This window comes from Streptomyces sp. NPDC091289, assembly GCF_044757365.1.
In the GTDB taxonomy this organism is placed as follows: domain Bacteria; phylum Actinomycetota; class Actinomycetes; order Streptomycetales; family Streptomycetaceae; genus Streptomyces.
Map to the genome: position 1 here is coordinate 38413 of NZ_JBIVUT010000017.1, position 24286 is coordinate 62698.

21 protein-coding genes are annotated in these 24286 nt (G+C 72.6%); 14 read left to right on the forward strand and 7 right to left on the reverse strand.

What is annotated here, in order from left to right:
- Positions 1-204 precede the first annotated feature (204 nt).
- From ACIQPT_RS22980 to ACIQPT_RS22995, 4 genes are read left to right on the forward strand one after another with little or no spacing between them, the layout of a single operon-like run.
- Positions 205-1242 (forward strand): dTDP-glucose 4,6-dehydratase, encoded by a 1038-nt coding sequence (locus ACIQPT_RS22980; RefSeq protein ID WP_401157936.1) that lies wholly within the window; start codon positions 205-207, stop codon positions 1240-1242.
- Entirely contained in the window at positions 1232-2242 is a 1011-nt protein-coding gene (locus tag ACIQPT_RS22985; RefSeq protein ID WP_401157938.1) for an ATP-grasp domain-containing protein, read from the forward strand. The genes ACIQPT_RS22980 and ACIQPT_RS22985 overlap by 11 nt, the downstream gene beginning before the upstream one ends.
- Positions 2239-3372 (forward strand): DegT/DnrJ/EryC1/StrS family aminotransferase, encoded by a 1134-nt coding sequence (locus ACIQPT_RS22990; RefSeq protein WP_401157939.1) that lies wholly within the window; start codon positions 2239-2241, stop codon positions 3370-3372. The genes ACIQPT_RS22985 and ACIQPT_RS22990 overlap by 4 nt, the downstream gene beginning before the upstream one ends.
- A complete protein-coding gene (locus tag ACIQPT_RS22995; RefSeq protein WP_401157941.1) occupies positions 3372-3803 on the forward strand; it encodes a low molecular weight phosphotyrosine protein phosphatase in 432 nt (143 codons plus the stop codon). The genes ACIQPT_RS22990 and ACIQPT_RS22995 overlap by 1 nt, the downstream gene beginning before the upstream one ends.
- 19 nt (positions 3804-3822) lie before the next feature.
- Here the strand turns inward: ACIQPT_RS22995 and ACIQPT_RS23000 are convergent, their stop codons facing one another.
- A complete protein-coding gene (locus tag ACIQPT_RS23000) occupies positions 3823-4998 on the reverse strand; it encodes a UDP-N-acetylglucosamine--N-acetylmuramyl-(pentapeptide) pyrophosphoryl-undecaprenol N-acetylglucosamine transferase (protein ID WP_401157943.1) in 1176 nt (391 codons plus the stop codon).
- A gap of 369 nt (positions 4999-5367) precedes the next feature.
- Here ACIQPT_RS23000 and ACIQPT_RS23005 point away from each other — a divergent pair, with 369 nt between their 5' ends.
- Positions 5368-6087, forward strand: coding sequence for an RNA polymerase sigma factor (locus ACIQPT_RS23005; RefSeq protein ID WP_401157945.1), 720 nt, complete (start codon positions 5368-5370; stop codon positions 6085-6087).
- Positions 6087-7262, forward strand: a complete 1176-nt coding sequence (locus ACIQPT_RS23010; protein ID WP_401157947.1) for a hypothetical protein — start codon at positions 6087-6089, stop codon at positions 7260-7262. Before ACIQPT_RS23005 ends, ACIQPT_RS23010 begins: the two co-directional genes overlap by 1 nt.
- 226 nt (positions 7263-7488) lie before the next feature.
- Here the strand turns inward: ACIQPT_RS23010 and ACIQPT_RS23015 are convergent, their stop codons facing one another.
- A complete protein-coding gene (locus tag ACIQPT_RS23015; RefSeq protein WP_401158211.1) occupies positions 7489-8370 on the reverse strand; it encodes a peptidoglycan-binding protein in 882 nt (293 codons plus the stop codon).
- 386 nt (positions 8371-8756) lie between these two features.
- Between ACIQPT_RS23015 and leuE the strand changes: the two genes are divergently transcribed.
- The gene (gene leuE, locus ACIQPT_RS23020; RefSeq protein ID WP_401157948.1) at positions 8757-9440 is read left to right on the forward strand and encodes a leucine efflux protein LeuE; all 684 of its coding nucleotides are present in this window, start codon (positions 8757-8759) and stop codon (positions 9438-9440) included.
- Between the two features lie 39 nt (positions 9441-9479).
- Here the strand turns inward: leuE and ACIQPT_RS23025 are convergent, their stop codons facing one another.
- From ACIQPT_RS23025 to ACIQPT_RS23035, 3 genes are all read right to left on the reverse strand, one after another.
- A complete protein-coding gene (locus ACIQPT_RS23025) occupies positions 9480-9860 on the reverse strand; it encodes a peptidase inhibitor family I36 protein (protein ID WP_401157950.1) in 381 nt (126 codons plus the stop codon).
- Positions 9861-10131: 271 nt separating this feature from the next.
- Positions 10132-10593, reverse strand: coding sequence for a MarR family winged helix-turn-helix transcriptional regulator (locus tag ACIQPT_RS23030; RefSeq protein ID WP_401157952.1), 462 nt, complete (start codon positions 10591-10593; stop codon positions 10132-10134).
- An 18-nt stretch (positions 10594-10611) separates the two neighbouring features.
- On the reverse strand, positions 10612-12069 hold the full coding sequence (locus ACIQPT_RS23035) for an FAD-dependent monooxygenase (RefSeq protein ID WP_401157953.1): 1458 nt from the start codon (positions 12067-12069) through the stop codon (positions 10612-10614).
- Positions 12070-12107: 38 nt separating this feature from the next.
- On the opposite strand from ACIQPT_RS23035, the gene ACIQPT_RS23040 reads away from it, so the two are divergent.
- From ACIQPT_RS23040 to ACIQPT_RS23065, 6 genes are all read left to right on the forward strand, one after another.
- Complete coding sequence (locus ACIQPT_RS23040; RefSeq protein ID WP_401157954.1) at positions 12108-12758, forward strand: TetR/AcrR family transcriptional regulator C-terminal domain-containing protein; 651 nt, start codon at positions 12108-12110, stop codon at positions 12756-12758.
- A gap of 156 nt (positions 12759-12914) precedes the next feature.
- The gene (locus ACIQPT_RS23045; RefSeq protein WP_401157956.1) at positions 12915-13907 is read left to right on the forward strand and encodes a glycosyltransferase family 2 protein; all 993 of its coding nucleotides are present in this window, start codon (positions 12915-12917) and stop codon (positions 13905-13907) included.
- Positions 13908-13910: 3 nt separating this feature from the next.
- Entirely contained in the window at positions 13911-15290 is a 1380-nt protein-coding gene (locus ACIQPT_RS23050) for a polysialyltransferase family glycosyltransferase (RefSeq protein WP_401157957.1), read from the forward strand.
- Between the two features lie 40 nt (positions 15291-15330).
- Complete coding sequence (locus ACIQPT_RS23055) at positions 15331-16722, forward strand: hypothetical protein (protein WP_401157959.1); 1392 nt, start codon at positions 15331-15333, stop codon at positions 16720-16722.
- Positions 16719-19127 carry a polysaccharide pyruvyl transferase family protein gene (locus ACIQPT_RS23060; RefSeq protein WP_401157961.1) on the forward strand — a complete coding sequence of 803 codons (2409 nt, stop codon included), beginning with the start codon at positions 16719-16721 and terminating at the stop codon, positions 19125-19127. The genes ACIQPT_RS23055 and ACIQPT_RS23060 overlap by 4 nt, the downstream gene beginning before the upstream one ends.
- Before the next feature lie 91 nt (positions 19128-19218).
- Positions 19219-20310, forward strand: a complete 1092-nt coding sequence (locus tag ACIQPT_RS23065) for an acyltransferase (protein ID WP_401157963.1) — start codon at positions 19219-19221, stop codon at positions 20308-20310.
- A 7-nt stretch (positions 20311-20317) separates the two neighbouring features.
- Here the strand turns inward: ACIQPT_RS23065 and ACIQPT_RS23070 are convergent, their stop codons facing one another.
- Together ACIQPT_RS23070 and ACIQPT_RS23075 are read right to left on the reverse strand one after the other, a co-directional pair.
- Complete coding sequence (locus tag ACIQPT_RS23070; RefSeq protein ID WP_401157964.1) at positions 20318-21712, reverse strand: polysialyltransferase family glycosyltransferase; 1395 nt, start codon at positions 21710-21712, stop codon at positions 20318-20320.
- Complete coding sequence (locus tag ACIQPT_RS23075; protein ID WP_401157966.1) at positions 21709-22692, reverse strand: glycosyltransferase family 2 protein; 984 nt, start codon at positions 22690-22692, stop codon at positions 21709-21711. The genes ACIQPT_RS23070 and ACIQPT_RS23075 overlap by 4 nt, the downstream gene beginning before the upstream one ends.
- A gap of 208 nt (positions 22693-22900) precedes the next feature.
- Between ACIQPT_RS23075 and ACIQPT_RS23080 the strand changes: the two genes are divergently transcribed.
- Positions 22901-24283, forward strand: a complete 1383-nt coding sequence (locus ACIQPT_RS23080) for a DUF6716 putative glycosyltransferase (RefSeq protein WP_401157968.1) — start codon at positions 22901-22903, stop codon at positions 24281-24283.
- Positions 24284-24286: the final 3 nt, after the last annotated feature.

Sequence of the window (24286 nt, forward strand, 5' to 3'; positions counted from 1 at the left end):
CATGCACACCCCCCGACTCTGACGTCTGTACGGCACCGTAGCGACCTGATTCACAGAGCGGGCCCACATCGGGGATACAGACTCCAACGGGGGGTGCGGCCCACCGTGGAGGCAGCTCGGCGAGGTTCCGGGCATCTCTCGACGGCCCGCGGACATCGGCTCTCTGCGTGATGTGCCGGGCCGCCACTCTTCCGGGAGGCGTGCATGAAACACGTACTCGTCACTGGAGGTGCGGGCTTCATCGGCTCGCACTTCGTCAAGCGGATCATCCAGACCGAGGACGTCGCCCGTGTGACCGTCCTTGACGCCCTCACCTACGCCGGTCACATCGAGAACCTGGGCATGGCGTTCCTGTCGGACAAACTACGGTTCGTCCACGGTGACATCCGGGACGCGGCTGTCGTCGACAGCCTGATGGCGTCCGGTCCCACAGCAGTGGTGCATTTCGCGGCCGAGTCCCACGTCGACCGCTCCTACGACGCGGCCGACGCGTTCCTGTCCACGAATGTTCTCGGCACCCGGGTGCTCGTGGACGCAGCACACCGCCACGGCGTCGACAAGTTCGTCCACGTCTCGACCGACGAGGTTTACGGCCCGCTGCTGGAGGGGGCCGCGACCGAGGATTCGCCCTTGCGCCCCTCGGTCCCGTACGCGGTGTCGAAGGCGGCCGCCGACCTGGTTGCCCTGGGTGCTCACCAAACACTTGGGCTCCCGCTATGTGTAACTCGCAGCAGCAACAACTACGGGCCCTACCAGTACCCGGAAAAGATCATCCCGCTCTTCGTGACCCGGCTGTTGCGAGGAGTGCCCGTCACTCTCCACGACCGGGGGCAGCACGTACGCAACTGGTTGCACGTAGAGGACAACTGTGCCGGGATCGAAGCGGTGCTGCGTGGTGGGGAGCCGGGGGAGATCTACAACCTCGGTGGAGGCACTGACCTGTCCAGCAAGGAGCTGACCGGCCATCTGCTGAGCATCTGCGGCGCGACATGGGACGCGGTCACGTACATCCCCGACCGACCGTCGAACGACGTCCGCTACTCGATCGACTGCTCCAAGGCCCGCAACCAACTCGGATACCGGCCGGCTCACCGCCTGGAGGTTGGGCTGGCTGAAACCGCCGAGTGGTACCGCCGCAACACCGACCGGTGGGCCCCGCTCGCGGGCGGTGGTCTCTGGCGCACCGCTTTGCCGGCCTCCCGCCCTGCGCCCGCATTTTTGGAGGAAGACCATGCCCTCTGACCAGATCGCACCGCGCCGGATCCTGGTCACCGGCACCGGGGCCAACCCCGGCTTCGGACTGGCCCGGAGCCTTACCCGTCTCGGCCACCGGGTCATCGCCGCCGACGCCAACCCTCTTGCCCCAGGCTTCCTTCTCCCGCAAGTCGTGCCCCAGGTCATTCCGACGGCTGACGACCAGGACTACCGGGCCCGCATGACCGGGCTGTGCCGGGCGCTGGCGGTACACGCGGTGGTACCCGCCATCGAGAACGATCTTCCGCCGCTGCTGCGCATGAGTTCTCGGCTGGAGGAGATCGGCGTGCGCATGTGGCTGCCCGAACCCGCATCGGTACACGCGTGCATCGACAAGGCGGCCTTTCATCGCGTCCTCACCGAGCACGGAGTGCCTACCCCTCGATCTTGGTGGGGCGACACCCTCGACCGGGTTCCCGAGAACACGCAGCTGGTGGTCAAGCCCCGGCGCGGCCACGGTGCCCAGCACGTCCACTTCGTCGAGAAGAAGGAGCACGCCCTGCTGCTGAGCGAGGTGGTCCCTGACGCCTTGGTGCAGGAGCGGGTGTACGGAACCGAATTCACGGCGGACTGCCTGGTGGACCGCACGGGACGAGCGTCGGCGATTCTGCGCCGCCGGGACCTGGTGAAGGCTGGGCTCGCCGCGGTCTCCACCACCTTCCACGACACCACCGTGCTTGATCTCGTGTTGGCCGCGCTATGCGCTGTACGCGCCGAGGGTCTGTGCTGCGTACAGGGTTTCGTCCAGGAAAACGGGCAGGTCACCATCACCGAGCTGAACGTCCGGATCGCCGGCGGTTTCCCGCTGACCGAGGCGGCCGGAGCCGATCTCGTCGGCCAGATGGTCAACGGGCTGTTCGGCCTCCCGGTCGACCATGACCGACTGACCTACCGGACAGGGGTGTTCCTGACCAACTACGTCGAGACGCTGGCCGTCGGCGATACGACCGACCTGAAGCGCATCGCCATGAACGGGGTAACCACATGAGCCTGACCATCCCCGACGCCCGGCGCAACGCGTCCCCATACCTCTACGGACGGGAGGCGGCGGCTGTCGCCCGAGTCCTGGGGACCGGCCAGTACGGACATACCGACCTCACCGCCGAATTCGAGACTCGGATCGCTGCCCAACTCGGAGTGCCGGACGCGGTGGCCGTCAGCTCCGGCACCGCCGCCCTGCACAGCGCCCTGCTTGCTACAGGCATCGGCCTTGGCGACGAGGTGATCGTGCCGTCCATGACGTACTGCGCCACTGTGCAGGCCATCCGGGCTGTAGGAGCCGCCCCGCGGTTCATCGATGTAGACCCGGCGACGTTGTGCGTCACCCCGCAACGCGTCATGGACGCAGTTGCCGATGACACGGCCGCCGTGCTGCCGGTGCTCTTCGGTGGCCGGGCCGTTGACCTCAGTTCCCTTCGCGAGGATCTGGCGGAGCGGGGCATCGTGGTTATCGAGGACGCCGCCCATGCCTTCGGCTCTTACCGTGGACCCCATCACGTCGGTGCTGACGACACGGCCCTGACGTGTTTCTCCTTCGGGCCGGTCAAGAATCTGACCTGTGGCCAAGGTGGGGCCGTCATCCCCCGTACGCCTGAGGAGGCCGCCACTGTCCGCCGACTCCGCATGCTGGGCGTCACGCCGTCCCAGAGCGAGCGCGCCGAGACCACCGGCTACCAGGTGGAAGGCTTCGGCTTGCGGTATCAGCTCTCGTCCATCAACGCCGCCATTGGGCTGGCGCAGCTCGACCATTTCGACGCCACCGTGCGCTCCCGGCGGCATTTGTGGCGCACCTACTGCGATGCCCTGGGCACGCTGGAGGGGGTGACGCTCGTCGATGTCGACCTCGACCACACGGTGCCGCACCTGTGCCAGGTCCGCGTACCGCATCGGGACCACGTATTCGCCCACCTCCGGGCCAGGAACATCGGCGTCGGCGTTCACTACCCGCCCAACCACCTGCAGCCCGCCTTCGCACGCTGGACGCGTGATCTGCCCGCCACCGAACGGGTCAGCCGGGAAATCCTGAGCCTGCCCTTCCACCAGCACCTCACCGAAGCAGATGTCCGTCGAGTGGTGACCGCCCTCGGGCACGCGCTCAAGGCCACGGGCGGCGCATGATGTCGAATCTGCTCACCGTGTGTCTGGGGAACTACTGTCGCAGCCCCTTCGCCCGGCTTGCTCTCGCTCGACGGGGCGGACCACGTATGACCGTCCGCTCGGCCGGGCTGATCGGCAAGTGGCAGGACCAGCCGGCCCATTCCGTCATGATCAACGCTGCCCGGCGGCTGGGCTACGACCTCACCGCCCACCGCGCCCAGCAGATCAGCCTGGACATGCTGGATTGGGCGGACACGGTACTCGCCATGGACGCCTCCGTCCTCGCCTCCCTCCGGGCCGTCTGCGGTCCGGAGAACGAGAACAAACTGCGCCTCTACCTTGGCGACCGGGACGTGCCCGACCCAATGGGCCAGGCCGACGCTGCGTTCCACGAGTGCGCTGTGCTCATTGAAGCCGGCACCGCCCTCCATACCGGTGGACGGATCACGTAGCCCACTGCGGGCCTCGCTGTTACTGGGACGCTGCGGAAAGGATCACGTCCACGAGCTTTTCCGCAGCGTCCGGGCGACCGTGCGCCCTGGCCGCCGCAGCCATCGTGGCCCGGCGCTCCGGATCGTCGAGGAGCGGGCCGACCGCCTGACGAAGATGGCCGCCGGTGACGTCGCCGAGGAGGGCGACCGCCGCCCCGGACTCCTTCAGATGACGGGCATTGTGGGCCTGCTCGTTCCCGGCCGCCGAGGCGAGCGGGATGAAGACGGCCGGCTTCCCCAGGGCGGTCAGCTCGGCCAGCGTTCCCGCGCCGCTGCGAGAGATCACCAGATCGGCCAGGGCCAGAACATCCGGCAGCTCCGGTCCGACAAAGGGGGCGAGGTGATACCGGGCGGCGAGGGAGGCGGGCAGCCCCGCGGCGCGCGTGGACAGAGCCTCTTGGTGCGCCGGGCCGCACTGGTGCACCACGTTGGCGCGCTCCAGCAGCCACGGCAGTTCGCCGCCGACCACGTCGTTGATCTGCTGCGAGCCCTGCGCGCCGCCGGTGACGTACACCGTCGGAAGACGCCGGTCGAACGTGTGGAGGCCCAGTGCCGTCACAGCCTTGTCCGGGTGGCCGGTCAGGACCTCGGGTCGTACGGGGTTGCCGGTGACCACGGCCGCCGACCGCACGCTCTCCGGCAGAAGCGGCACGGTCGACTCCGAGGACACGGCGATCCGCGCGGCGGAGCCGGCCAGCTTCCGGTTGGCGAGGCCGAGTCGGACGGTCTGCTCATGCAGGACCAGCGGCACCCGGCACATCCTGGCGGCCAGCCCGGTCGGCACGGCGACGTAACCGCCCGTCGCGAGAACGACGTCAGGCCGGAAGGCGGAGACCGCGCTGCGCGCCTGAGCGACCCCGATCGGCACGCGCGCCATGTCCCGGACGTTGGCCGGCGACACCATCTTCAGCGGATTCGTGGAACGTCGGATCTTCCCCGTGGCGACGGTGGTGAAGGGGATTCCCTCCGCGGTGGTCACTCGGGCTTCCAGGCCCTCTGCCGTGCCGATCCACAGGACATCGAGGGTGCGGCCGGAAGCCGCCAGTCGCGCCTGCAACGTGCGGATCGCGGTGAGAGCGGGGTAGGTGTGGCCGCCGGTGCCGCCTCCCGTCACGATCAGGCGGAAGACGGAGGGCGACGGAGACGCGGTATTCACCCGAAGCAGTCTAGGGTCGGCCGACCGGCGGACGAATCCGTGTCGCGTTGGTCACGCAGTTGGTTCCGCAGAGCAGCATCCGCGCCCAGGGCGTCCCTCGTCAGGGCGCGGGCGAAGAGGAGCGACGACCGGGGCCGCCACCCCCCACAGGAGAGGCCCCGGCCGTCTTCCACGGGGTCGCAGCACGACCCCGTACTCATCTCAGCGCCATGACTGCGTTTTCTGTCACACCGGAGGACCGCCGACGAATTGTTGCGGGTTGTACAAGTCATGGACGCGGCCCCCGCCGAGCACGTAGCGTGCTGGTTCGCGCAGGGTTGCGCAGCAGTTGACCAGCTGCGATTGAGGACGGCAGGGCGGGTTGAGGGAGTGCTGGGGGACGACGCGGAGCTGACTGCCGCGGTGCTCGCGGCACAGGACGGGGACGAGGACGCCTTCCGTGCTGTGTACCGCGCGGTGCAGCCACGGTTGTTGGGCTACATACGGACGCTGGTCGGGGAGCCGGACGCCGAGGACGTGGCGTCCGAGGCGTGGCTGCAGATAGCGCGTGACCTCGACCGCTTCAGCGGGGACGCCGACCGGTTCCGGGGGTGGGCCGCGCGGATCGCGCGCAACCGTTCGCTGGACCACCTGCGGATGCGCAGCCGCCGTCCCGCGATCGGCGGCGACGAGACCGAGCTGACCGCGCGCGCAGCCGAGTCCGACACCGCGGGCGACGCCATCGAGGCGCTCGACACCGACCGCACCATGTCTCTCATCGCCCAGCTGCCGCAGGACCAGGCCGAGGCCGTCGTGCTCCGGGTGGTCGTCGGGCTCGACGCGAAGAGTGCGGCGCAGACCCTGGGCAAGCGGCCCGGCGCCGTACGCACCGCCGCCCACCGCGGTCTCAAGCGACTGGCCGAACTTCTCGGCGCCGACGAGCAGCTTCCGGCGACCCGGGCCGACGGCGCGTTCGCCCCGGACGCGGGCGGTGGCGCCGGGCTCGGCGCCGTGCCTTCCCAGCGGCCCGGCCGGGGCGGTCCGGCCGGGCCCGCCGTGGTCGCTCCCGGTGTGACGCATTCGCGACCGTGGACGCAGAAGGACATGTGATGGCCGACGAGCACTACGAGTGGCTTGACAAGGACGCGGCGGAGAGACTGCTCCGCGGCGAACCGGTCGTCCCCGTCGGCGACCAGGCCCGCACCGACGCCTTCCGGCTCGCCGAAGCGCTCGGCACGGCCCGCGGGGGCCGGCGCCCCTCGGCAGGTGAACTCCCCGGTGAGGACGCGGTTCTCGCCGCGTTCCGGCAGGCCGGGCACGGCAAGGGCGTGGACCGGCTCGCCGGCCGGGACGCCGGTGCCGCCGTCCCGGGCCGGCCCGGCATGCTGCACGCCGTCCATATCGGCTCCGCCCCCGACACCCCGGCCCGCCGCCCGCGCTGGAGCCGGCCGGTCCGCTTCGGTCTGGCCGCCTCGCTCGCGGGTTGTGCGCTCGGCGGGGTGGCGGTCGCCGCCGGTACGGGCGTGTTCGCCGGGACCTTCGGCGGGCAGGGCTCGCCCACGCCCGCCACCTCCGTATCGGCTGCGGAGACCCCCGGCCCGCTGATGTCCAGCGGGCCCGTCGACGACCCCTCGTCCCCGGCCGACCCGTCCCCGCCCGACGAGCCGGAGGTGTCCTTCTCGCCCGCGGACCGGGAGTCCGCCGGGCCCGATGAGCCCGACGGCGCACGGACCGGCGAGACCGGCCGGGAGCCCGACGCGGACCGCACCGGCAACCCGGACCGGCCGGGCGGCGACGGCCGGGAGGAGACGACCGGGGGCGGCGACGGCCGGGACGAACGGCCCGGCGGATCCGGCGGCTCCGGTGATGGCACGGACACCGGGAATTGGTACGAGAAGTCCGTCAAGGCCTGCAAGGCCTTCCGCGCCGGCACCCTGGACGACCGGAGCCGGCGCCAGCTGATCCAGCTCGCGAAGGGCGAGAAGAACCTGGAGCGCTTCTGCGGCCGCCTCCTCGACGGGAACGGCGGCAGCGGCGGCGGGAACGGCGGGAGCGGCGGTTCCGGTGGTTCCGGCGGCGGGGACGGCGACGATGACGACGACGGCGGTCAGAACGGGCCGGGTGACGGCGGCTCGCTGCCGCCCGTCTCCTTCCAGCCCGTACCGCGCTCGGGCGTGGCCCCGGAGGCCCGGTCCGGCATCGGCGGGACGGACGCGGGCGGGACGGGCGCCAGGATTCCGCCGCTTCCGAAGAGCTCCGGCGCTGCCTCCGTACTCACGCGCTGACCTGCGGTTTCAGGGCCGGGAACGCGGCCCGGACGGCCAGGTGTGACGTTTTTCGGAGGCCGGGCGCAGTACAGAGTGAGCCGACTGGTCATCGGCCGCGCAACGAGCCGGGGTTCCCCCCGTACCTTCGGCTCAGCGCATCGGCGCGGGCGGGACACGTTCCCCCGGTCCCGCCCGCGCCCTCTCTTCTCACCGGCGGACGACTCTCACCGGCGGACGACGCCCCTCACCAGTAGACGACGACCTTGTCGCCGTTCTTCACCTGGTCGAACAGCGCCGCGACCTTCTTCTTGTCCCGCACATTGACGCAGCCGTGCGAGGCCCCGCCGTAACCGTTGGCCGCGAAGTCGGCGGAGTAGTGCACCGCCTGGCCGCCGCTGAAGAACAGGGCGTACGGCATCGGGGTGTCGTAGAGCGTCGACACATGGTCCCGGGACTTCCAGAACACCGGGAACACGCCCTCGCGGGTCGGCGTGTACTCCGAGCCGAAGCGCACGTCCATCGCGGAGACGACCCGGCCGTCGATCATCCACGCCAGGGTCCGGCTCTTCTTGCTGATGCACAGGACCCGGCCCTTCAGGCACCGTTCGTCCGGCGCGGCCACCGGCCGCTCGGTGGGCGGGTCCAGCTCGGCCGCCGTCGGCACCCGGGTCATGGCCAGCAGCCGCTGCCAGGTCACCGCGTCGGTGCTGCCGGTGACCGGCAGACTCCGTTTGGCCTGGAAGGACCGTACGGCGTCGGCGGTGACGGAGCCGTAGTAGCCGGTGGGGTTGCGCCCGAAGTGGCCGATCTGGCGGAGCCGGGCCTGGAGTTCCCGCACCTGGCCGCCCTCGGACCCGGTCCGCATCAGGACGCGCGGCGGCGGTGCGGTGCTCGGCTCGGGGGTCGGCCGGGCGGTCGTCGGGGCCGGGGCCGGGGCGGCGGTGGACGCCGACGGGCTCGGGGGCGGGGTCGTGGGCGGTTTGGCGTCGTCGGTGGCGGAGGCCGTGGGGGAGGGGCTCGCGGTCGGCGACGCCGCGGCCTGCGTGACCCGTACCGGCGGCGGCGCGTCCTGCGCCCCCTCGGCGGCCCCGGGCTCGCATGCCGTCACCGTCGCGAGAGCGGCCAGCGCGACGAGGGAAACGGCGGAGACTCGACGTACCCGTCCCCGCCCAGGAACCGGGGTCGGTATCGCTTCCGTCACCCCCGCCCCGGCCGTGCCTCTCGTCTCCCGGCCGTCCCACCAACCGCTGCTCGTGTCCGCCCTGTCCGCCATGCTCGGTCCCCCCTGGCTCACCGCCCGCCCGTGCCTCCTGTACGGATTCCCGTCCGGCCCGGTCCCCGAATCCTCCGCCGGACGCAAGCCGCGCGTCCAGCCCCCCGAGGGGGCGCCCGGTGGATCATGGCCGGGTCCGGCCCGCTCGGCCCGCCCTCTCCCGCGCGGTGCCGGAGGGCCGATATCGCCTGGTGAAACCCCCTGGACGGCCCCCCGTACGGACGTGCGAGACTCCGTCCATGCTGGGTGTCACCGATCTTCCGACTTATCTCGCCGGCCTGGCGCTGATCGTTCTTCTGCCGGGGCCGAACTCGCTGTACGTGCTCTCCGTCGCCGCCCGACGCGGCGTACGCACCGGCTATACGGCAGCCGCGGGCGTCTGGACCGGGGACGCCATCCTGATGACGCTCGCCGCGCTCGGCGCCGCGTCCCTGCTCCAGACCACGCCCCTGCTCTTCGCGATCGTCAAGTACGCGGGCGCGGCCTATCTGACCTGGATGGCCATCGGCATGCTGCGGGCGGCCGTGTCCCTGTGGCGCGAGCGGCACCGGCGTACCGCCGAGCTGATGGAGACCGCCGATTCGGCCGGGACGGCCGAGGCTTCCGGGGTGACGGGCCCCGTGGAGAAGCCCTATCGCCGGGCGCTGGTGGTCAGCCTGATCAATCCGAAGGCGATCCTGTTCCTGATCTCCTTCTTCGTCCAGTTCGTCGATCCGGGTTACGCCTACCCGGCGCTGTCGTTCCTGGTGCTGGGCACGCTGCTCCAGCTCGCCAGCTTCGCGTACCTCTCGGTGCTGATCTTCGGCGGCACCCGGCTGGCCGCCGCCTTCCGCCGCCGTAAGCGGCTGTCGGCGGGGGCCACTTCTGCGGCCGGTGTGCTGTTCCTCGGGTTCGCGGCCAAGCTCTCGCTCAGCAGCGTGTGAGGGACTTCGCGTCGGCAGCCCCTGCCGGCGGACTTCGCGTCAGCAGCCGCTGCCGACGCGGAGGGAGGTCATCTTGTCGTTGAAGTGCGAGGCCACCGCCGCCTCGGAACCGCCCGGCGCGACCGAGAACATGCAGCCGGTGTAGTTGGAGTGCTCGTAGACGCTGACCGTCCGGCCGGTGCGGTTCCAGTACGAGGTCATGCGGTCGTTCATATAGTCGCCGACGTTCGGGTTCGACGCGGTGTAGTGCCGGAAGTCGCCCCGGTAGCTGGACTGTTCCCAGACACAGAACGATCCGGACGGACACTGGTCGGCGTCGGCCGCCGCCGTGGGCGCGGTCAGTGCGGTGGTTCCCGCGGTGATCGTCAGTACGGCGGCGGCGGCCCACAGGCGCGGGGTGACGCGTCCGGGTCGGAACATGGCTTCTCCTTGAGTCCGTGAGGTCGAGTCCGTGAGTTCTCGAGTGACCACCCGCGGTCGGTTCCGCAGGTCTGACGGCAGGTTATGGGGGCTTTTGTCCACTTGGTAGCGGACCGAGAGGCCGCACGTGCTGCCGCAGATGCCCTCTGACCGGAGAATCAGGGAGTTTTGATGCCGGAAACATGAGCCCCTGTCATATGACCGCACGGGTGATGCTTCTGGCATGTGCCCCAGGCCGTACGGGGGCGTCGATCGTGTCGGAACGGCTCGCTCAGTGGTGCCAGGCCTTCCCTCCGACGTTGTGGATCATCCGCTGGAGCACCTTGAGCGCGGCGACGAACTCCGCCTCGGGGATGCCCTCGTGGATCTCCGCGCTCGCCCGCGTGACCCTGGCGTACGCCTTCTCGCGCAGCGCCCGCCCCTCGGGGGTCGTCCGCAGCCGGGATCCCGTGTCCTCGGTGATCAGCCCCCGTTCGAGGAGGCTCTCGACGGCCTCCTCCATGCCCTCGGCCCCGGTGTCGAGGTAGCCGCTGAGCATGGTGACCAGCTCGGCCCGGTCCCGCCCCTCATCGCCCGCCTCGTCCAGTTGGTTGAGTACCCACCAGGGAGGCTGGGTGAGTCCGTGCTCGGCCAGCGCGGAGCGGATGTGGGTGACCGTCGCCTCGTGCGCGGCCCAGCTCCAGTAGCCGATCGGCTGGCGTGCGAGTCCTGCGTCGTCGTGTGAGTAGTTCATGCCGCCGAACGTAGGACCTCAAGCAAACGTGAGGTCAAGGCCCAGGGGTTCGGCGTACGCGACGAGCCCGGCCGGGTCCTCGCCCGCCCAGCCGATGTAGCCGTCCGGTCGGACGAGGAACAGCCCCGCGCCGTACGCCTCCGGGGCCGGCCCCCGGTACGTACGCACCGACGCGTCCGCCGCCACGGGAAGCCCGGCATCCGTGCCGGCGTCCGTGCCCAGCGCCAGCAGCGTGAAGTGCGGCCCCCGGAACACGTCGAAGAGCCGCCCGTGCGCACCGGCCGGCCCGTCCGGCGCCCGGTCGCCCGCCTCCAGCGCGCCCGCCCGGCCGGTGGAGAGGGGGCCGCCCCGGTAGCCGAGACCGAGTTGCTGGGTGTCCCGGCCGCGCTCCTGGCGGCCCTGGTGGATCCGGGTCGACAGGCCCAGCATCGCCTCGGCGACCGGGCGGCGCTCCTGCTCGTAACTGTCGATCAGTGCCTCGGGCGCGCCGTGCAGCAGCACCTGGCCGAGCTTCCAGCCCAGGTTGTACGCGTCCTGGACGCTGGTGTTCAGGCCCTGGCCGCCCGCCGGGGAGTGGATGTGCGCCGCGTCCCCCATGAGCAGCGCCCGGCCCGCCCGGAAGCGGTCGGCGAGGGCGGCGCGCGGGCGGAAGTCGGAGGACCACCGGACCTCGGTGACGTCCTCGGCTGCCAGGTGGGTGCGGTCGGCGACCAGGGTGCGTACGGCCTCCGGCGCGAGGTCGGGTGCGCCCTCCTTGAACTGGGCGACCAGCTGGAAGTCGTCCGTGCCGGGCAGCGGGCACAGCGTGGTGTGGCCCGCGTCGCCCATGAAGATGTGCCAGTTGTCCCGGTCGAGGGCCGTGGGCGCGATCCGCACGTCCGCGACCAGCATCGGCGCCGGGTCCACGCTCCCGCCCGTCATGCCCACCCCGAGCGCCCGCCGCACGGTGGAGCGCCCGCCGTCCGCCGCGACCAGCCAGGAGGCCCGGACCGTCCCGGTCGTCAGCTCGGCGGTGACCCCGTCGGCGTCCTGGGACAGCGTGGTCAGCGCGGTGGAGAAGACGACGTCGCCGCCGAGTTCGCGCAGCCGGGCGAGCAGGATCTCCTGGGTCCGCCACTGGGGCAGCAGCCAAGGCTCCCCGTACGGCTCCGCGTCGGTGGGCGCCGCCCGGCGGAACATGTCGTACGGGCCCTGCCGCACACCGCCCGCCCAGGTCATCCCGACCGGTGCCGTGCCGCCGTGCTCGCGCACCGCCTCGCCCACCCCGAGGTCGTCGAACACCTCCCGGGTGCGGGGCTGGACGCCCTTGCCGCGCGACCCGGGGAAGAGGGTGCCGGCCTTCTCGACGACCAGCGCGGGCACGCCCCGGCGGGCCAGGTCGACGGCGAGCGCGAGGCCGCTGGGCCCGGCGCCGACGATCAGTACGTCCACCTCGGCCGGCACGAGGACATTTTCCTTAACGCTGTTAAGTTCCATGATTCGGAGTCTGCGCTTAACGCTGTTAAGTTGTCAAGGTGGCTACGACGAAGATCGACCGGGCGCGCGTCGCCGACACCGCCCTGCGGCTGCTGAACGAAGTGGGCCTCGACGGCCTGAGCCTGCGGGCCATCGCCGGGGAGCTCGGCGTCAAGGCGCCCGCCCTCTACTGGCACTTCAAGGACAAGCAGGCCCTCCTCGACGAGATGGCCACGCTGATGTACCGCCGGATGCTGGCCGACGGCCTCCCCGGCCCCGACGCCGCCCCGGCCACCTGGCAGGCCCAGCTCGTCGCGTACAACACCGCCCTGCGCACCGCGCTCCTGAGCTACCGCGACGGCGCGAAGGTCTACAGCGGCGCCCGCTTCACCGGCACCGACCACGCCCCCGGCCTGGACGCCCATCTGCGGACCATGACCGAGGCGGGCTTCACCCTGCGCCAGGCGGTCCGCGCGGGCACCACCGCGTTCGCGTACACGATGGGCTTCGTCACCGAGGAACAGGGCGTCCAGCCCATGCCGGACGAGCGGCGCGAGGGGTTCGACGTCGGCGAACGGGCGGACCGTATGGCGGAGTTCCCCCTCGCGGCCGCCGCCGGGCCGGAGATCTTCACCGGCTACGACGAACGCTTCGAGGACGGCCTACTGCTGATCGTCGCGGGCATCGAGGCGCGGTACGGGGTGGGGTGAGGGCGGCCGCCCCCCACTCCATCCCTCCGTACCCGCCCCTCCGTACCCGGTCACCCGGCGGACGCGCAGAGTTCACCCGCCGTCGTGGCAGGCGTCACCCGATCCTTCCGCAGTCTCACTACGTTGTCGGGACCATGATCGAAGGCGAGGGCACGCGTGCCGAAACTGTCCGTTGTCGTACCGTTCCACAATGTCGCGGCCTACGCCCCGACCACGCTGGGCAGCCTGGCCCGCAACGCGGACCCGGACATCGAGTTCCTGCTGGTCGATGACGCGTCCACCGACGGCACGCAGGACATCGTCGACCACTGGGCCGAGCGGCTGCCGCGCGCCCGGGTGATCAGACACGGTACGAACGCCGGCATCGCGGCCGCCCGCAACAGCGGCATCGACGCCGCCGACGGCGACTACCTCACCTTCCTCGACGGCGACGACTGGTACGCCCCCGGCCATCTGGACCGGCTGGTGCGCGCCGCCCAAGACCTCGACTGCGACTTCGCCCGCACCGACCACGTCCAGTCCACCGGCACCAACCGCGTCGTGCGGCGCGCGCCCGCGCCGCTCCGCGACACCGTGCTCGACCCGCGCGACGGGATCGGGGTGCCCGAGCGCGAGACCATGGTCGACTACCCGTTCGTCTGGGCCGGGATCTACCACCGGCGGCTCTTCGCGGACGGCGCCCAGCGCTTCGCCACCGAACTGCGCACCGCCGAGGACCGGCTGTGGATCTGGCAGCTCCATCTGCGCGCCCGCACCTACGCGGCGCTCGGGCTGTACGGCATCTTCTACCGGCGCGGGGTCACCACCTCCCTGACCCAGATCAAGGACGCCCGTCAGCTCGACTTCTTCGCCTCCTACGACACCCTGCTCGACGAACTGTGTGCCGACCGGGACGCGGACATCCTGCTGCCGAAGGCCGTCCGTACCTACTGCGCGATGATCGCCTTCCACAACGAGAAGGCCGACGACTACGAGCCCGCCACCGCCCGCCGGTTGCGCGCCGAGTCCACCGCCGCGCTGGGCCGGATGCCGCAGGACGTGCTCGACCGCACCCTGACGATGATCGACGACAAGCGCGGCACGCTGCTCAGCCGTCTGCGCACCAAGCAGGTCAAGCAGACCAAGCCGACCAAGCAGAAGGCCGCCTGACCGATGCACTCGCGCACCCAGATCTTCCAGGTCTCCACCCTGTACGGGGCGGCCACCCTCGCCGCAGCCCTCGACGCCGGACAGTTCGGCCGGGCCACCGACAGCCACCGCATCCTGCTGGTCTCCAACAACGCGGCCGTCCCCGAGACCGCCCTGCGCCTGGAGGAGATGCGCGGTTACGGGTCCCTCGCCGCCCGCTTCGACGCCGTCGTCGACTGGAACGAGGCGATCAGCCCGCACCACCCCAGCGGCTGGGGCCCCCGCTCCGAGGAGACCGTCCTGTGGCAGCGGGCCTTCCGCCTGGCCTGGGACATCGCCCCCGACGCCCCCGTCGACCTCGCCGTCGAGTCCATCCAGGTCAACCCGGCCCGTGCGCTCGCCGCGATCTTCTCCGAGAGCGCCGTGCACGTCTACGCGGACGGCCTGATGAGCTACGGCCCCACCCGCAACCGGCTGCCCCAGTCCATCGCCTGCCGCATCCGGCGCGTCCTCCACCTCGACCTGGTGACCGGACTGCGCCCGCTCCTCCTCGCCGAGGCCGGCGTCGAACCCGAACTCGTCCCCGACGACGCCTTCCGCGCCGTCCTCTCCGAGATCGCCGCCGCGGCCGAGGGCGACCAGGGCCTCGCCGCCGCCGAAGCGGCCGCCCCCACCGCGATGCTGCTCGGCCAGTACCTCGCCGCCCTCAACATCCTCACCCCCGAGGAGGAAGAGGACCTGCACATCCGGATGCTGCGCGGAGCCGCCCGCGCCGGGCACACCTCCATCCTCTTCAAGCCCCACCCCACCGCTCCGGCCCGCTACTCCCACGCCCTGGACGAGGCCGCCGCCGAGGCCGGCGTACGGCTCACCACCCTGGACGGCCCGCTGCTCGCCGAGACGCTGTACGAGCGGTGCGCGCCCACCCTGGTCGTCGGCTGCTTCTCCACCGCGATGTTCACCGCCGCCGCCTACTACGGCATCCCCGTCGCCCGCGTCGGCACCCGCCTGGTCCTCGACCGCATCACCCCGTACGAGAACAGCAACCGCATCCCGCTGACGATCACCGACCACCTCGTGCCCGACCTGGACGCGCGGGACTCCGGGGACGTGCCCGGCCCGGACGCACAGGGTGCCGGGACCGTCCCCCGCCTGCCGCGCACCGCGCCGGACACCCTCGCCCCGCTGGTACGGGCCGTCGGCTACTGCATGCAGGCCAAGCTCCACCCCGGGCTGCGCCCCGACGCCGAGGAATGGCTGCGGGAGCACCTCGACCCCACCACCCAGCACTACTTCAAACGCCGCCGCCTGCAGAGCCTCACCCTGCCCGGCGGCGGCCCCCGGGGAGCGGCGGTCCGGCTGCGCCGCACCGTACGGCGCACCCGCAGCACCCTGGGCCTCTGACCCGGGGCCGGCGCCCGACTCACAGAACGGCGGAACGAGCATGGGCCAGACCCTCACCGGGCTGCTCACGTCAGTACGTGCGATAGCGGGACGGCCGGGGACGCCCGCCCCGCGGCGGGCCGGCGGCGGGCCGGACCCGGCGCTCCTGGCCGCCCTGCGGCTCTGCGGCGACCACCTCGCCGCGCTCGCCGCCTCCGGCCCCCTCACCGACGCCCGCCGCACCCGGCTCATCGCGTCGATCGGCGCCCTGACCACCGCGTGCTCCACCCCGGGCGCCGACGCGTTCGATGCGCTGCTGCGGACCGGACAGCAGGCCCTGGACAACGGCGGCGACGCCGAGGCCCGCCTCGCGCTCGCCCTCGCCGACGAGGCGACCGCCCTGCGCACCCGCTCCAAGGGCGCCTGGCGGCTGCGCGGCAACGCCCTGGACGCGCTTGGCCGGGGCGAGGAGGCGATCACGGCGTACGAACATCACCTCACGCTCCAGCAGAACGCCGCCGCCTCCCGCGACGTCGAACGCCGGATCGCCACCCTCCGCGCCGCCGGGGACCGCATCGACGAGGCGTTGGCACTGTTCGCAAGCAGTGACGGTGACGGTGAAAGTGGCAGTGGCAGTGGCAGCAGTGGTGATGGTGCCGGGGGCGTCCGCCTCTCCCGCCACCTGCCCGCCGCCGAGGCCCGCACCGCCTTCACCGCACTCGTCCGCCGCCGCACCGCCGAACTCGGAGCCGCCGACCCGGCCGTACGCCGGCTCGCCGCGCTCTACACCGAGCACCGCCGGCTCTCGGACCGCGACCCGATGGCCGAACCGCTGCTCGGCGGGGCCGAACCCCTCGGCGTACCCGGGCTGCGCCGGCTCGTCGCGGGCCGGACCGTGTGCATCGTCGCCGACACACCGCGCACCGCCGAGCAGGAGCAGGAGCAGGAGCAGGAGCAGGAGCAGCGGCCCGGCGGTCCGCCGGCCGGCCTGATCGAGGGCTACGACCTCGTCGTACGCTGCGACGCCGTACGCCATGCCGCACCCACCGCCCGCACCGATCTGCACATCTGCACCCTGCGCGGCGACACTCCGTGGAAGGGGCCCCGCTGGGACCGTCGGGCGGGCGCCCGGCTCGTCTTCGGCGACCCGCTCCCGCACTGGCGGCTCGCCCTGCGCAGCCGGCTCGTCCCCGGCGCGCAGGACCGCATCGGCGACGCGTCGCTGCGCCGCCCGCTGCACGATCCGGCGCTGCTCGGCGAGGAGGCCGGCCGCGAAGAGCCCGCGAGCACCGCGTATACCGTGCTGCGGCTGCTCGACTTCCTGGGCACCCCCGCCCGGGTGGACCTCATCGGGTTCGAAGGACCGGCGGCCCTGACCCCGCGCGAGCGGGAGTGGATCGAGGCGCGGACCGGGAACACGGACGACGCCGCAGTGAGGATCACTCTGAGATGACGACGAACGACTCCACCCCCGTGGCCGGGTCCGCCTCCGCCGACGACCGTCGTGCCGTCACCGGGAAGCGCAGGATCGCCTTCGCCGTGTACGTCGCCGGCACGGACGAACTCCCCGGACTCCAGGCCCTCCTGCGCAGCCTCGCGCTGAGCAACCCGGCCCTCTGCGAGGACGTCGTCGTCCTGCACCCCGGCCTGCCGGACACCGCCTTCGACGCCGCCCGCCGGCTGCACCCCCGGCTGATACCGCGCCCGGCCGCCGGACGCCACGACGTGTTCCGCCTCGACGGATACGACACCGTGGTCGCCCTCACCCCCGCCATGGTCGTCCTCGGCCGGCTCGACGCCCTGCTGAAGCTCCGTACGGGCGTGGCCGCCGTGCCGTGCCCCGGGCCGGACGGCGTCCCGGACCCGCGCGGCGGCATCCCCGACGACGGACTGCTGGTGATCCAGCGCCAGGACCTCGACCACCCCGTGCCCCACGCCGCCCCGAAGGACATCCCGGAGAGCCTCCTCGTACCCCTGGACTCCCGGGCCGACTTCCGGGCGCGGCGGCTCCACGACGACCTGCCGGTCCCCGACGGGGTCGTCGTCCTGAACTTCGCCGCCGCCCCCGGCGCCCCCGCCCCCGCCCGCACCGGCCTCGCCCCCGCCCCCGCCCGCACCGGCCTCGCCCCCGCCCACGCCGCGCGGGACCGCTTCGACCTGGACGACGAGGCGTTCCGGGCCGCCTACCTCGCCCTGCCAGGACCCAAGCACCCCGATCTGCTGCCGCACCTCGCGCTTCCCTTCCCCGCCGGGGCCCGGCCGCCGATCGACCTGGTCCGGCAGATCGCCGAGATCCACCGGGGGCGCGGCCGGCACGACGAGGCCGTCGCCCTGCTGGGCGAGGCCGTCGCGGGCCGCCCCGACCTGCCGCGCTGCCACGAGACGCTCGGCGTCTGCCTGATGGCGCTGTCCCGGTACGAGGAGGCCGAGACGCACCTGCTGCTGGCGACCGCCTCACCGGACTTCGCCCCGCGCGCCTTCGGCCAGCTCGCCCGTCTGGCCTGGCTGCTGGGCCGCACCGAGGACGCCCGCGGTTATGCGCTCGCCGGCCTGGAGTCCGACCCCACAGACGCCAACTGCCGTGCCTGGTACACCCGTACGACGGAGAGCGGCATCCCTGACCGGGCCGCTACGGCCGCGCCGCCCGGTGAACAGCTCGCCCACGTCGCCCTGTTCGCCGACGGCGAGGAGAACGCGGGCGACAAGGTCCTGCCCGAGGCGGTCCGCAGCTGCTTCACCGCCGACACCGGACCGGACCGCTGGCACCAGCAGCACGCGCACCTGCTGGTCGACGAAGCCGGCCTCGAACGCCTCAACGCCCGGCGGGCGGTGATCGTGGGCGGCGGCGGGCTCTTCCTCCCCGACACCGCGCCCAACGGCAACAGCGGCTGGCAGTGGAACATCCCCGACGACGTGCTCGCCCGGATCACCGCCCCCCTGGCGGTCTTCGCCGTCGGCTACAACGTCTTCGACGGCCAGCGCTACCGCCGCGAGCGGTTCGCGGCCTCCCTGCGGGCCCTGGTCGAACGGTCCGCGTTCTTCGGGCTGCGCAACCACGGCTCCGTCGCCCGCGTCAGGGAACTGCTGCCCGCATCCCTCCGTGACAAGGTCCGCTACCAGCCCTGTCCCACCACGGTCGCCCGCCATCTCGACCCCCGCCTCGCCGAACCGGCGGTGCGCGAGGACACCGTGCTGATCAACTGCGCGTACGACCGGGCCGGGCTCCGCTTCGGCCACGACTACGGGCACTTCCTCGGTGAGATGGCCGCGGCGATCCGGGCCGTCTCCGTCGCGGCGGAGGTCCGGTACGCCGCGCACATGCCCGCCGACGAACGCTTCGTCGACGATCTGCGCCGGGAGCACGGCCTCACCCTCCCCGTGGAGCCGCTCTACCTGTTCTCCAACGACGCCATCCGCGACCTCTACCGGCGCACCCGGCTGGTGATCGGCATGCGCGGGCACGCCGGGATGATCCCGTTCGGCTGCGGCACCCCCGTCATCAGCCTGGTCTCGCACCCCAAACTGGCCTACTTCCTGGCCGACATCGACCGGCCCGACTGGGGTGTCTCCGTCCATGAACGCGCCCTCGGCGCCCGGCTCGCGGAGCGGGCCCACGCGGTCCTGGCCGACCACCCGGCGGCGGTGTCCGACGTCCACGACCGGCAGCGGATGCTGTGGTCGGTGACCCGGGACAACCTCGCCCGGCTGCGCGAACTCACCGGCCTCCCCGACCCGTTCGGCGGATCCGGTGCCGGAGTCGTGCTCCCCGCGCCCCGGTCCGCTGCCGACCGGGAGGGCGCTGCCGACCGGGAGAGCACTGCCCGCTGGGAGAACGCCGCCCGCCGGGACCGCGCGTGACGACCGTGCCCCCACCCGAACCGTCGCCCCCGCCCGAACCGTCGCCCCCGCCCGTACCGTCCAGCACCCGCCCGCCCACCCCCTGAGGACCATGCCGACCACGCCCCCCGCGCCCGCCCCGGCGCAGACGACCGCGCAGACGTCCGCGGAGACCGCCCGCCCCGCCCGTGAGCACCGCTACGACATCGACCTGATCCGGCTGCTCTGCTCCGTCGGCGTGATCGTCTCGCACGCGGGCGCCACGTTCATGGACGCCGCCGGCCGCAAGCCCTCCGGCGGCGCGCCCGCCTACTGGATCGGCCTGACCGCGGATTCCCTCGGCAGCTTCGCCGTACCGACGTTCTTCGCCATAGCGGGCTGGGCCGTCCTGGTCGGAGCCCCGCCCAAGGACGCCGCCCGGCTGTGGCAGCGGATGGTCCGGCTCCTGGTGCCGCTCGCGGTGTGGACGGCCGTCTATCTGCTGTGGGGGCGGTGGCGGGGTACCAACGACGGGCCGGTCGGAGACCTGGCACTGGACTCGCTGTTCGCCTCCGTCCGGCCCGCGTACCACCTCTGGTACCTCTACGCCTACATCCCGCTGATCATGGTGTTGGCCCTGATCCCGATGGTGCGGGCGGGCAAGCGCCCCTGGGGCGTCGGGGCCGTGCTCCTGGTCATCGCGGCCGCCCCGACGCTGGCCGGCGATGTGGCCCGGGTCACCGACTGGGACGTGCCGCGCTTCGGCTGGAGCTTCGCCGCGTACCAGGTGATATACGCGGTGCTGGGCGCCCTGCTGCTGGCGGTGCCCGCCGGGGCGTTCGGCCGGCGCCGGCTGCCCTGGCTGCTGCTCTTCGCGGCGAGCCTGGTCGTCGTGATCGTGTACCAGCACAAGATCCACTACGTCATCCCGAACGCGAGTCTGGGCATCGCGCTGCTCACCGGCGGTTTTGTGCTCTCGCTCCACCGGGTGCGGCTCCCGGACCGGTTCCGCCCCGTGGTGACGCGCCTCGTCGATGCGACGTTCGGGGTCTACGTGGTCCACGTCCTGTTCGAGGACGTGGTGGCCGACCGGCTGGTCCGGGCCGACGTGGGGTGGCCGGCCGCGGTGGCGCTCCTGCTGGCGGTGTCGGCGGCGATCACCGTGCTGTCGTTCGCGTCCGCCCTGCTGTGGCGACGGATCGGCCTGGCGCGACTGCTCGGCTGAGGCCGCGTCAGCGGGGCGCGGAGGGCTTCAGCGCCCGGGCCCGCCGGGCCATCCGGCGCAGCGCCGGACTGCGGCGGAGGAAGGCCAGCCGGGCGGGCACCGCCCCGGGAAGCGCGAGCGAGGCCAGGCGGCGGCGCTTGAAGTAGCGCCAGGTGCGGTCGTCCAGGTGGGCGGAGAGATAGCGTTCGGCGGCCGGGCGCAGATCGGGGCGGACCCTCGGCCGCATCGCGAAGCCGACGGCCGCCAGGAGACCGGCCAACTCCGCCTCACCGCCCGGGTGTTGTCCGCCCACCGCATCCGCGTCGGCCAGCGCGGGCAGTGCGGGCAGCGCGGCCAGTGTGGGCAGCAGCGCGTCGGCGAGCGTCGCCGGTATCCGCTCGGCGTTCTCGTACGGGGTCAGCCGCTCCAGGAGCAGCCCCGTGCCGACGGTCGCCACCGGGAGGCCGTGGAACCGGGCCGCCCGGAACAGCGCGGTCGAGGTGCAGCCGACGACCAGCGCGGGCCGCAGCCGGTGCAGCAGCACATCCGCCACGACGGGCTGCGGAGTGTCGAGGACGGTCAGCTCGACGCCCAGCCGGTCCGCCTCGGCGAGCAGCGGCGCCGGGTTCTCCCACGGCGCGTACGGATCCGGTACGAAGACCTGCCGGGTGTGGCCGAGGGCCGCGGCCCCGCGCACCATCTCCAGCCGCAGCCCCGCCTCGTCGGCCGCCGGGATCAGCCCGGCCCCCGCGAGATCCTGCCCGAGCAGCAGCGCGGGAGCCTCGACGCCGGGCAGCTCCACAGCCGGCCGATCCATTCCGGGCAACGCCGCATCGCTGTCGGCCAGTTCGCCGACCACCTTGGCGATCGCCTCGGCCGGCACGGTCCGCTGCTCCACCCCGTACTCGCCCAGGAGCAACGGGCGCACCCCGGGGACCAGGTCCGGATGGAGCAGCCGCCGCACCCGGGTCCCGGTCGGCGGGGGGATCTTCTCCCCGGTCGGGCCGTAGCCGCCGGGCCCCTCGGCGTACACATCGACCGGCACCCCGGCGAAGACCTGGGTGAGGGCCCGGGCCGCCCCGGTGTGCGGGGACTCCACGACGAGCTCCAGCGGCTCGTCGCCGAGACCCCAGGCGCGCCGGAAGTGGCGCTCCCACAGCGGGGCGTCGTCGGCCCGGGGCAGCCAGCCGGCCGGGTGGAAGGGGCGGATCGCGTCGTTCCACGAGAGGACCTCGTCGAACCGGGCGCGCAGCCGCTCGAAACCGGCGGTCTCCGAGACGTCGGCGACGGCCTCCGGGGCGGGCCCGGTCCGGGACAGCAGCAGGATCCGGCGGTCGGGCTCGGTGAAGCAGCCCGCGTCGATCGCCGCGGCGAGCAGCACCGTCGCGTCGGCCGAGGAGGCGTGGAAGATCCGGATGGTCATGCGGCCGAGGCCCCTTTCGCGGCGGCCGGGCGGCGGCGCAGCCTGCGCACCCGGGTCGCCCGTGTCACGTCCATGGAGTCGAGCGCCTCGTCGAGCAGCGGCTGCGGCAGGCGTCCCAGGGCCGCCGCGCCGCGCGATTTCAGTTCGCGGGCCACGGCCGGTTCGAATTTCTCGAGATCGCCCAGATGGTGGGCGATCACCGCGCAGTACGTACGTACGGCCTTCGGCAGAAACATCTCCGCGTCGCGGTCGGCGGCGGTCTCGGCGACCACCTGGTCGAAAGCGCGCAGGAAATCGAGCTGGCGGGCGTCCCCGATCCGGGTCAGGGAAGTGGCCACACCGCGCCGGTAGAAATGGCCGAGGAGCCCGAGGACGGCGAAGGATTCCGCCTCCCGGTGCAGCCGCCAGATCCACGGCCGGTCCTCCGCCGTGCGCAGCCCGTCCGTGAAGTGCAGCAGCCCCCGGTCCAGCAGCCGCCGGTGGTGGAGGCCCGCCCAGGCGAACGCGTAGTCCACCGATGTGGTGCGGTGGGCGGGCAGGATCGCCGCCCGGGGGTCGCTCACCACGCCGTGCGGCCCGTGCGGAACCCGGCGTACGGTCCGCGATGCGCCGTTCACCTGGACGTGGTCGGTGCGCACGAAGTCGCAGCCCAGCGCCTCGGTGCGGGCCACCAGCCGCTCGTAGTGGCCGGGGGCCAGCCAGTCGTCGCCGTCCAGGAAGGCGATGTACTCGCCGCGGGCGGCGTCCAGACCGGTGTTGCGGGCGGTCGCCAGACCGCCGTTCACCTCGTGCCGCAGCAGCACGGCCCCGGGGATCTCGGCGGCGGCCCGGTCCAGCAGCTCCCGTGTCCCGTCGGTCGAACAGTCGTCGACGAGAAGGAACTCGAAGTCCTCGCGGGCGTTGGCCCGCAGACTTCTGAGGGTGTCGGGCGCGTAGGCCTGCACGTTGAAGAACGGCACGATGACGGAGAGCTTAACCACGCGCATCACGTTAGGTGCGGCCCCGGCCCATTCCTTTTCCGCAATGCGCCCGGCAGGTGAACAACGTCCGACGTCCAGGTGAATCACCCTTTCCGAAGCAGGAATTGAGGGCGCATTCGGGCCCTCCCCCCAATCGTCGGCTCGCTGTTAACCATCTGTTGCCATCACGTTGGGCCGCGCATCGAAATGCCTTCCTAACTTCTAGGACGTGCCCCCACGTACCAGCAATGAGGCCGAACCGGCCGAAACCCCCGCCGCGCCCCGACCGGCGCTCCGGGTCGCCGTCCTCGCCGACTCCGACACCCGGTGGAAATGGGGCGCGCTCACCGCGCGCCGCCTGACCGCCGGGGCGGACGGTCCGGACGCGCGGCCCGTCGAGGTCAGCGGGCTGCTGCTGCGCGGCCGGGCCACCCCGACACCCCGCCAGCTCGCGGAGGTCGGCGAGGTCGGGATCGACGCCGAGCGGGTCCGCGAGGTCACCGCCGTCGAGTTCCTGCACACCGTGCGCGAGGAGCGTTACGACCTCGTCGTCCTCGCCCTCGTCGGCGGCGGCGTCCAGGCCATGCTGCACGGCCTCGCCGCCCTGGACCTGCCGCGCCGGCCCGTCGTCGTCACCGGATATGTGGGCGTCGTCTACGAGAAGCTCGCCGACGGGCTGCTGCTCCGCCACGGCGCGGACGTCGTCCTCGCCAACTCGGCCCACGACGCGGAGCGTTTCCGCGCGGTGTACGAGGGGGTGGGCGCCGACGCCTCGGCCGTCACGGAGGCCGCGCTGCCCTTCCTCGGCGGAGCCCCGTACCGCGCCGAAGAGGGCCGCGACACCGTGGTGTTCGCCGCCCAGCCCTCCGTACCGGCCTCCCGCGCCGACCGTACGTATCTGCTCCGCCGGCTCGTCGAGCACGCCCGGCTGCACCCGCGCCGCGAGGTGCTGCTGAAGCTGCGCTCCAAGCCCGGCGAGCACACCACGCACATCGAGGAACTGCCCTACCAGAAGCTCGCGCAGAAGCTGCCCGGCGGCCTGCCGCCCAACTTCCGCCTGGTGTACGGGCACATGGGCGAAGTCCTGGACCGCACCGACCTCCTGGTCACCGTCTCCTCGACCGCCGCCCTGGAGTCCCTGCACCGCCGCATCCCCACCGCGATCCTCACCGACCTCGGCGTACGGGAGACCCTCGGCAACCACCATTTCGTCGGCTCCGGGCTCCTCACCTCCTGGGACCGGCTCGACGGCGGGATCCGGCCCCGGCCCGACGGGGAATGGGTGGCCGGCCAGGGCGTCGCCGCCGACGGCTCGTACGGCACGGCCTACGACACCGCCCGCGCCAGGGTCACCGCACTCCTCGACACCGGCCAACTCCCGCCGCTCGCCCCCTACTACACACCGGCGACCGCCCCCGGCTACCTCCCCGGCATCCTCGCCCGCCACCACCTGGCCCCCGACGGCACGCCCCTGCCCGGCGCGGCCGCACCGCAGGAGCCCGGCCGGGTCCGGGGCGCGGTGCGCGAGACCGTCCGCAACGCCGCGCGCGGCGCCTACCGCCAGGGCGTCCAGCGCGTCGCGCCGGTGATCCGCCGGATGGGGGAGCTGTGACCA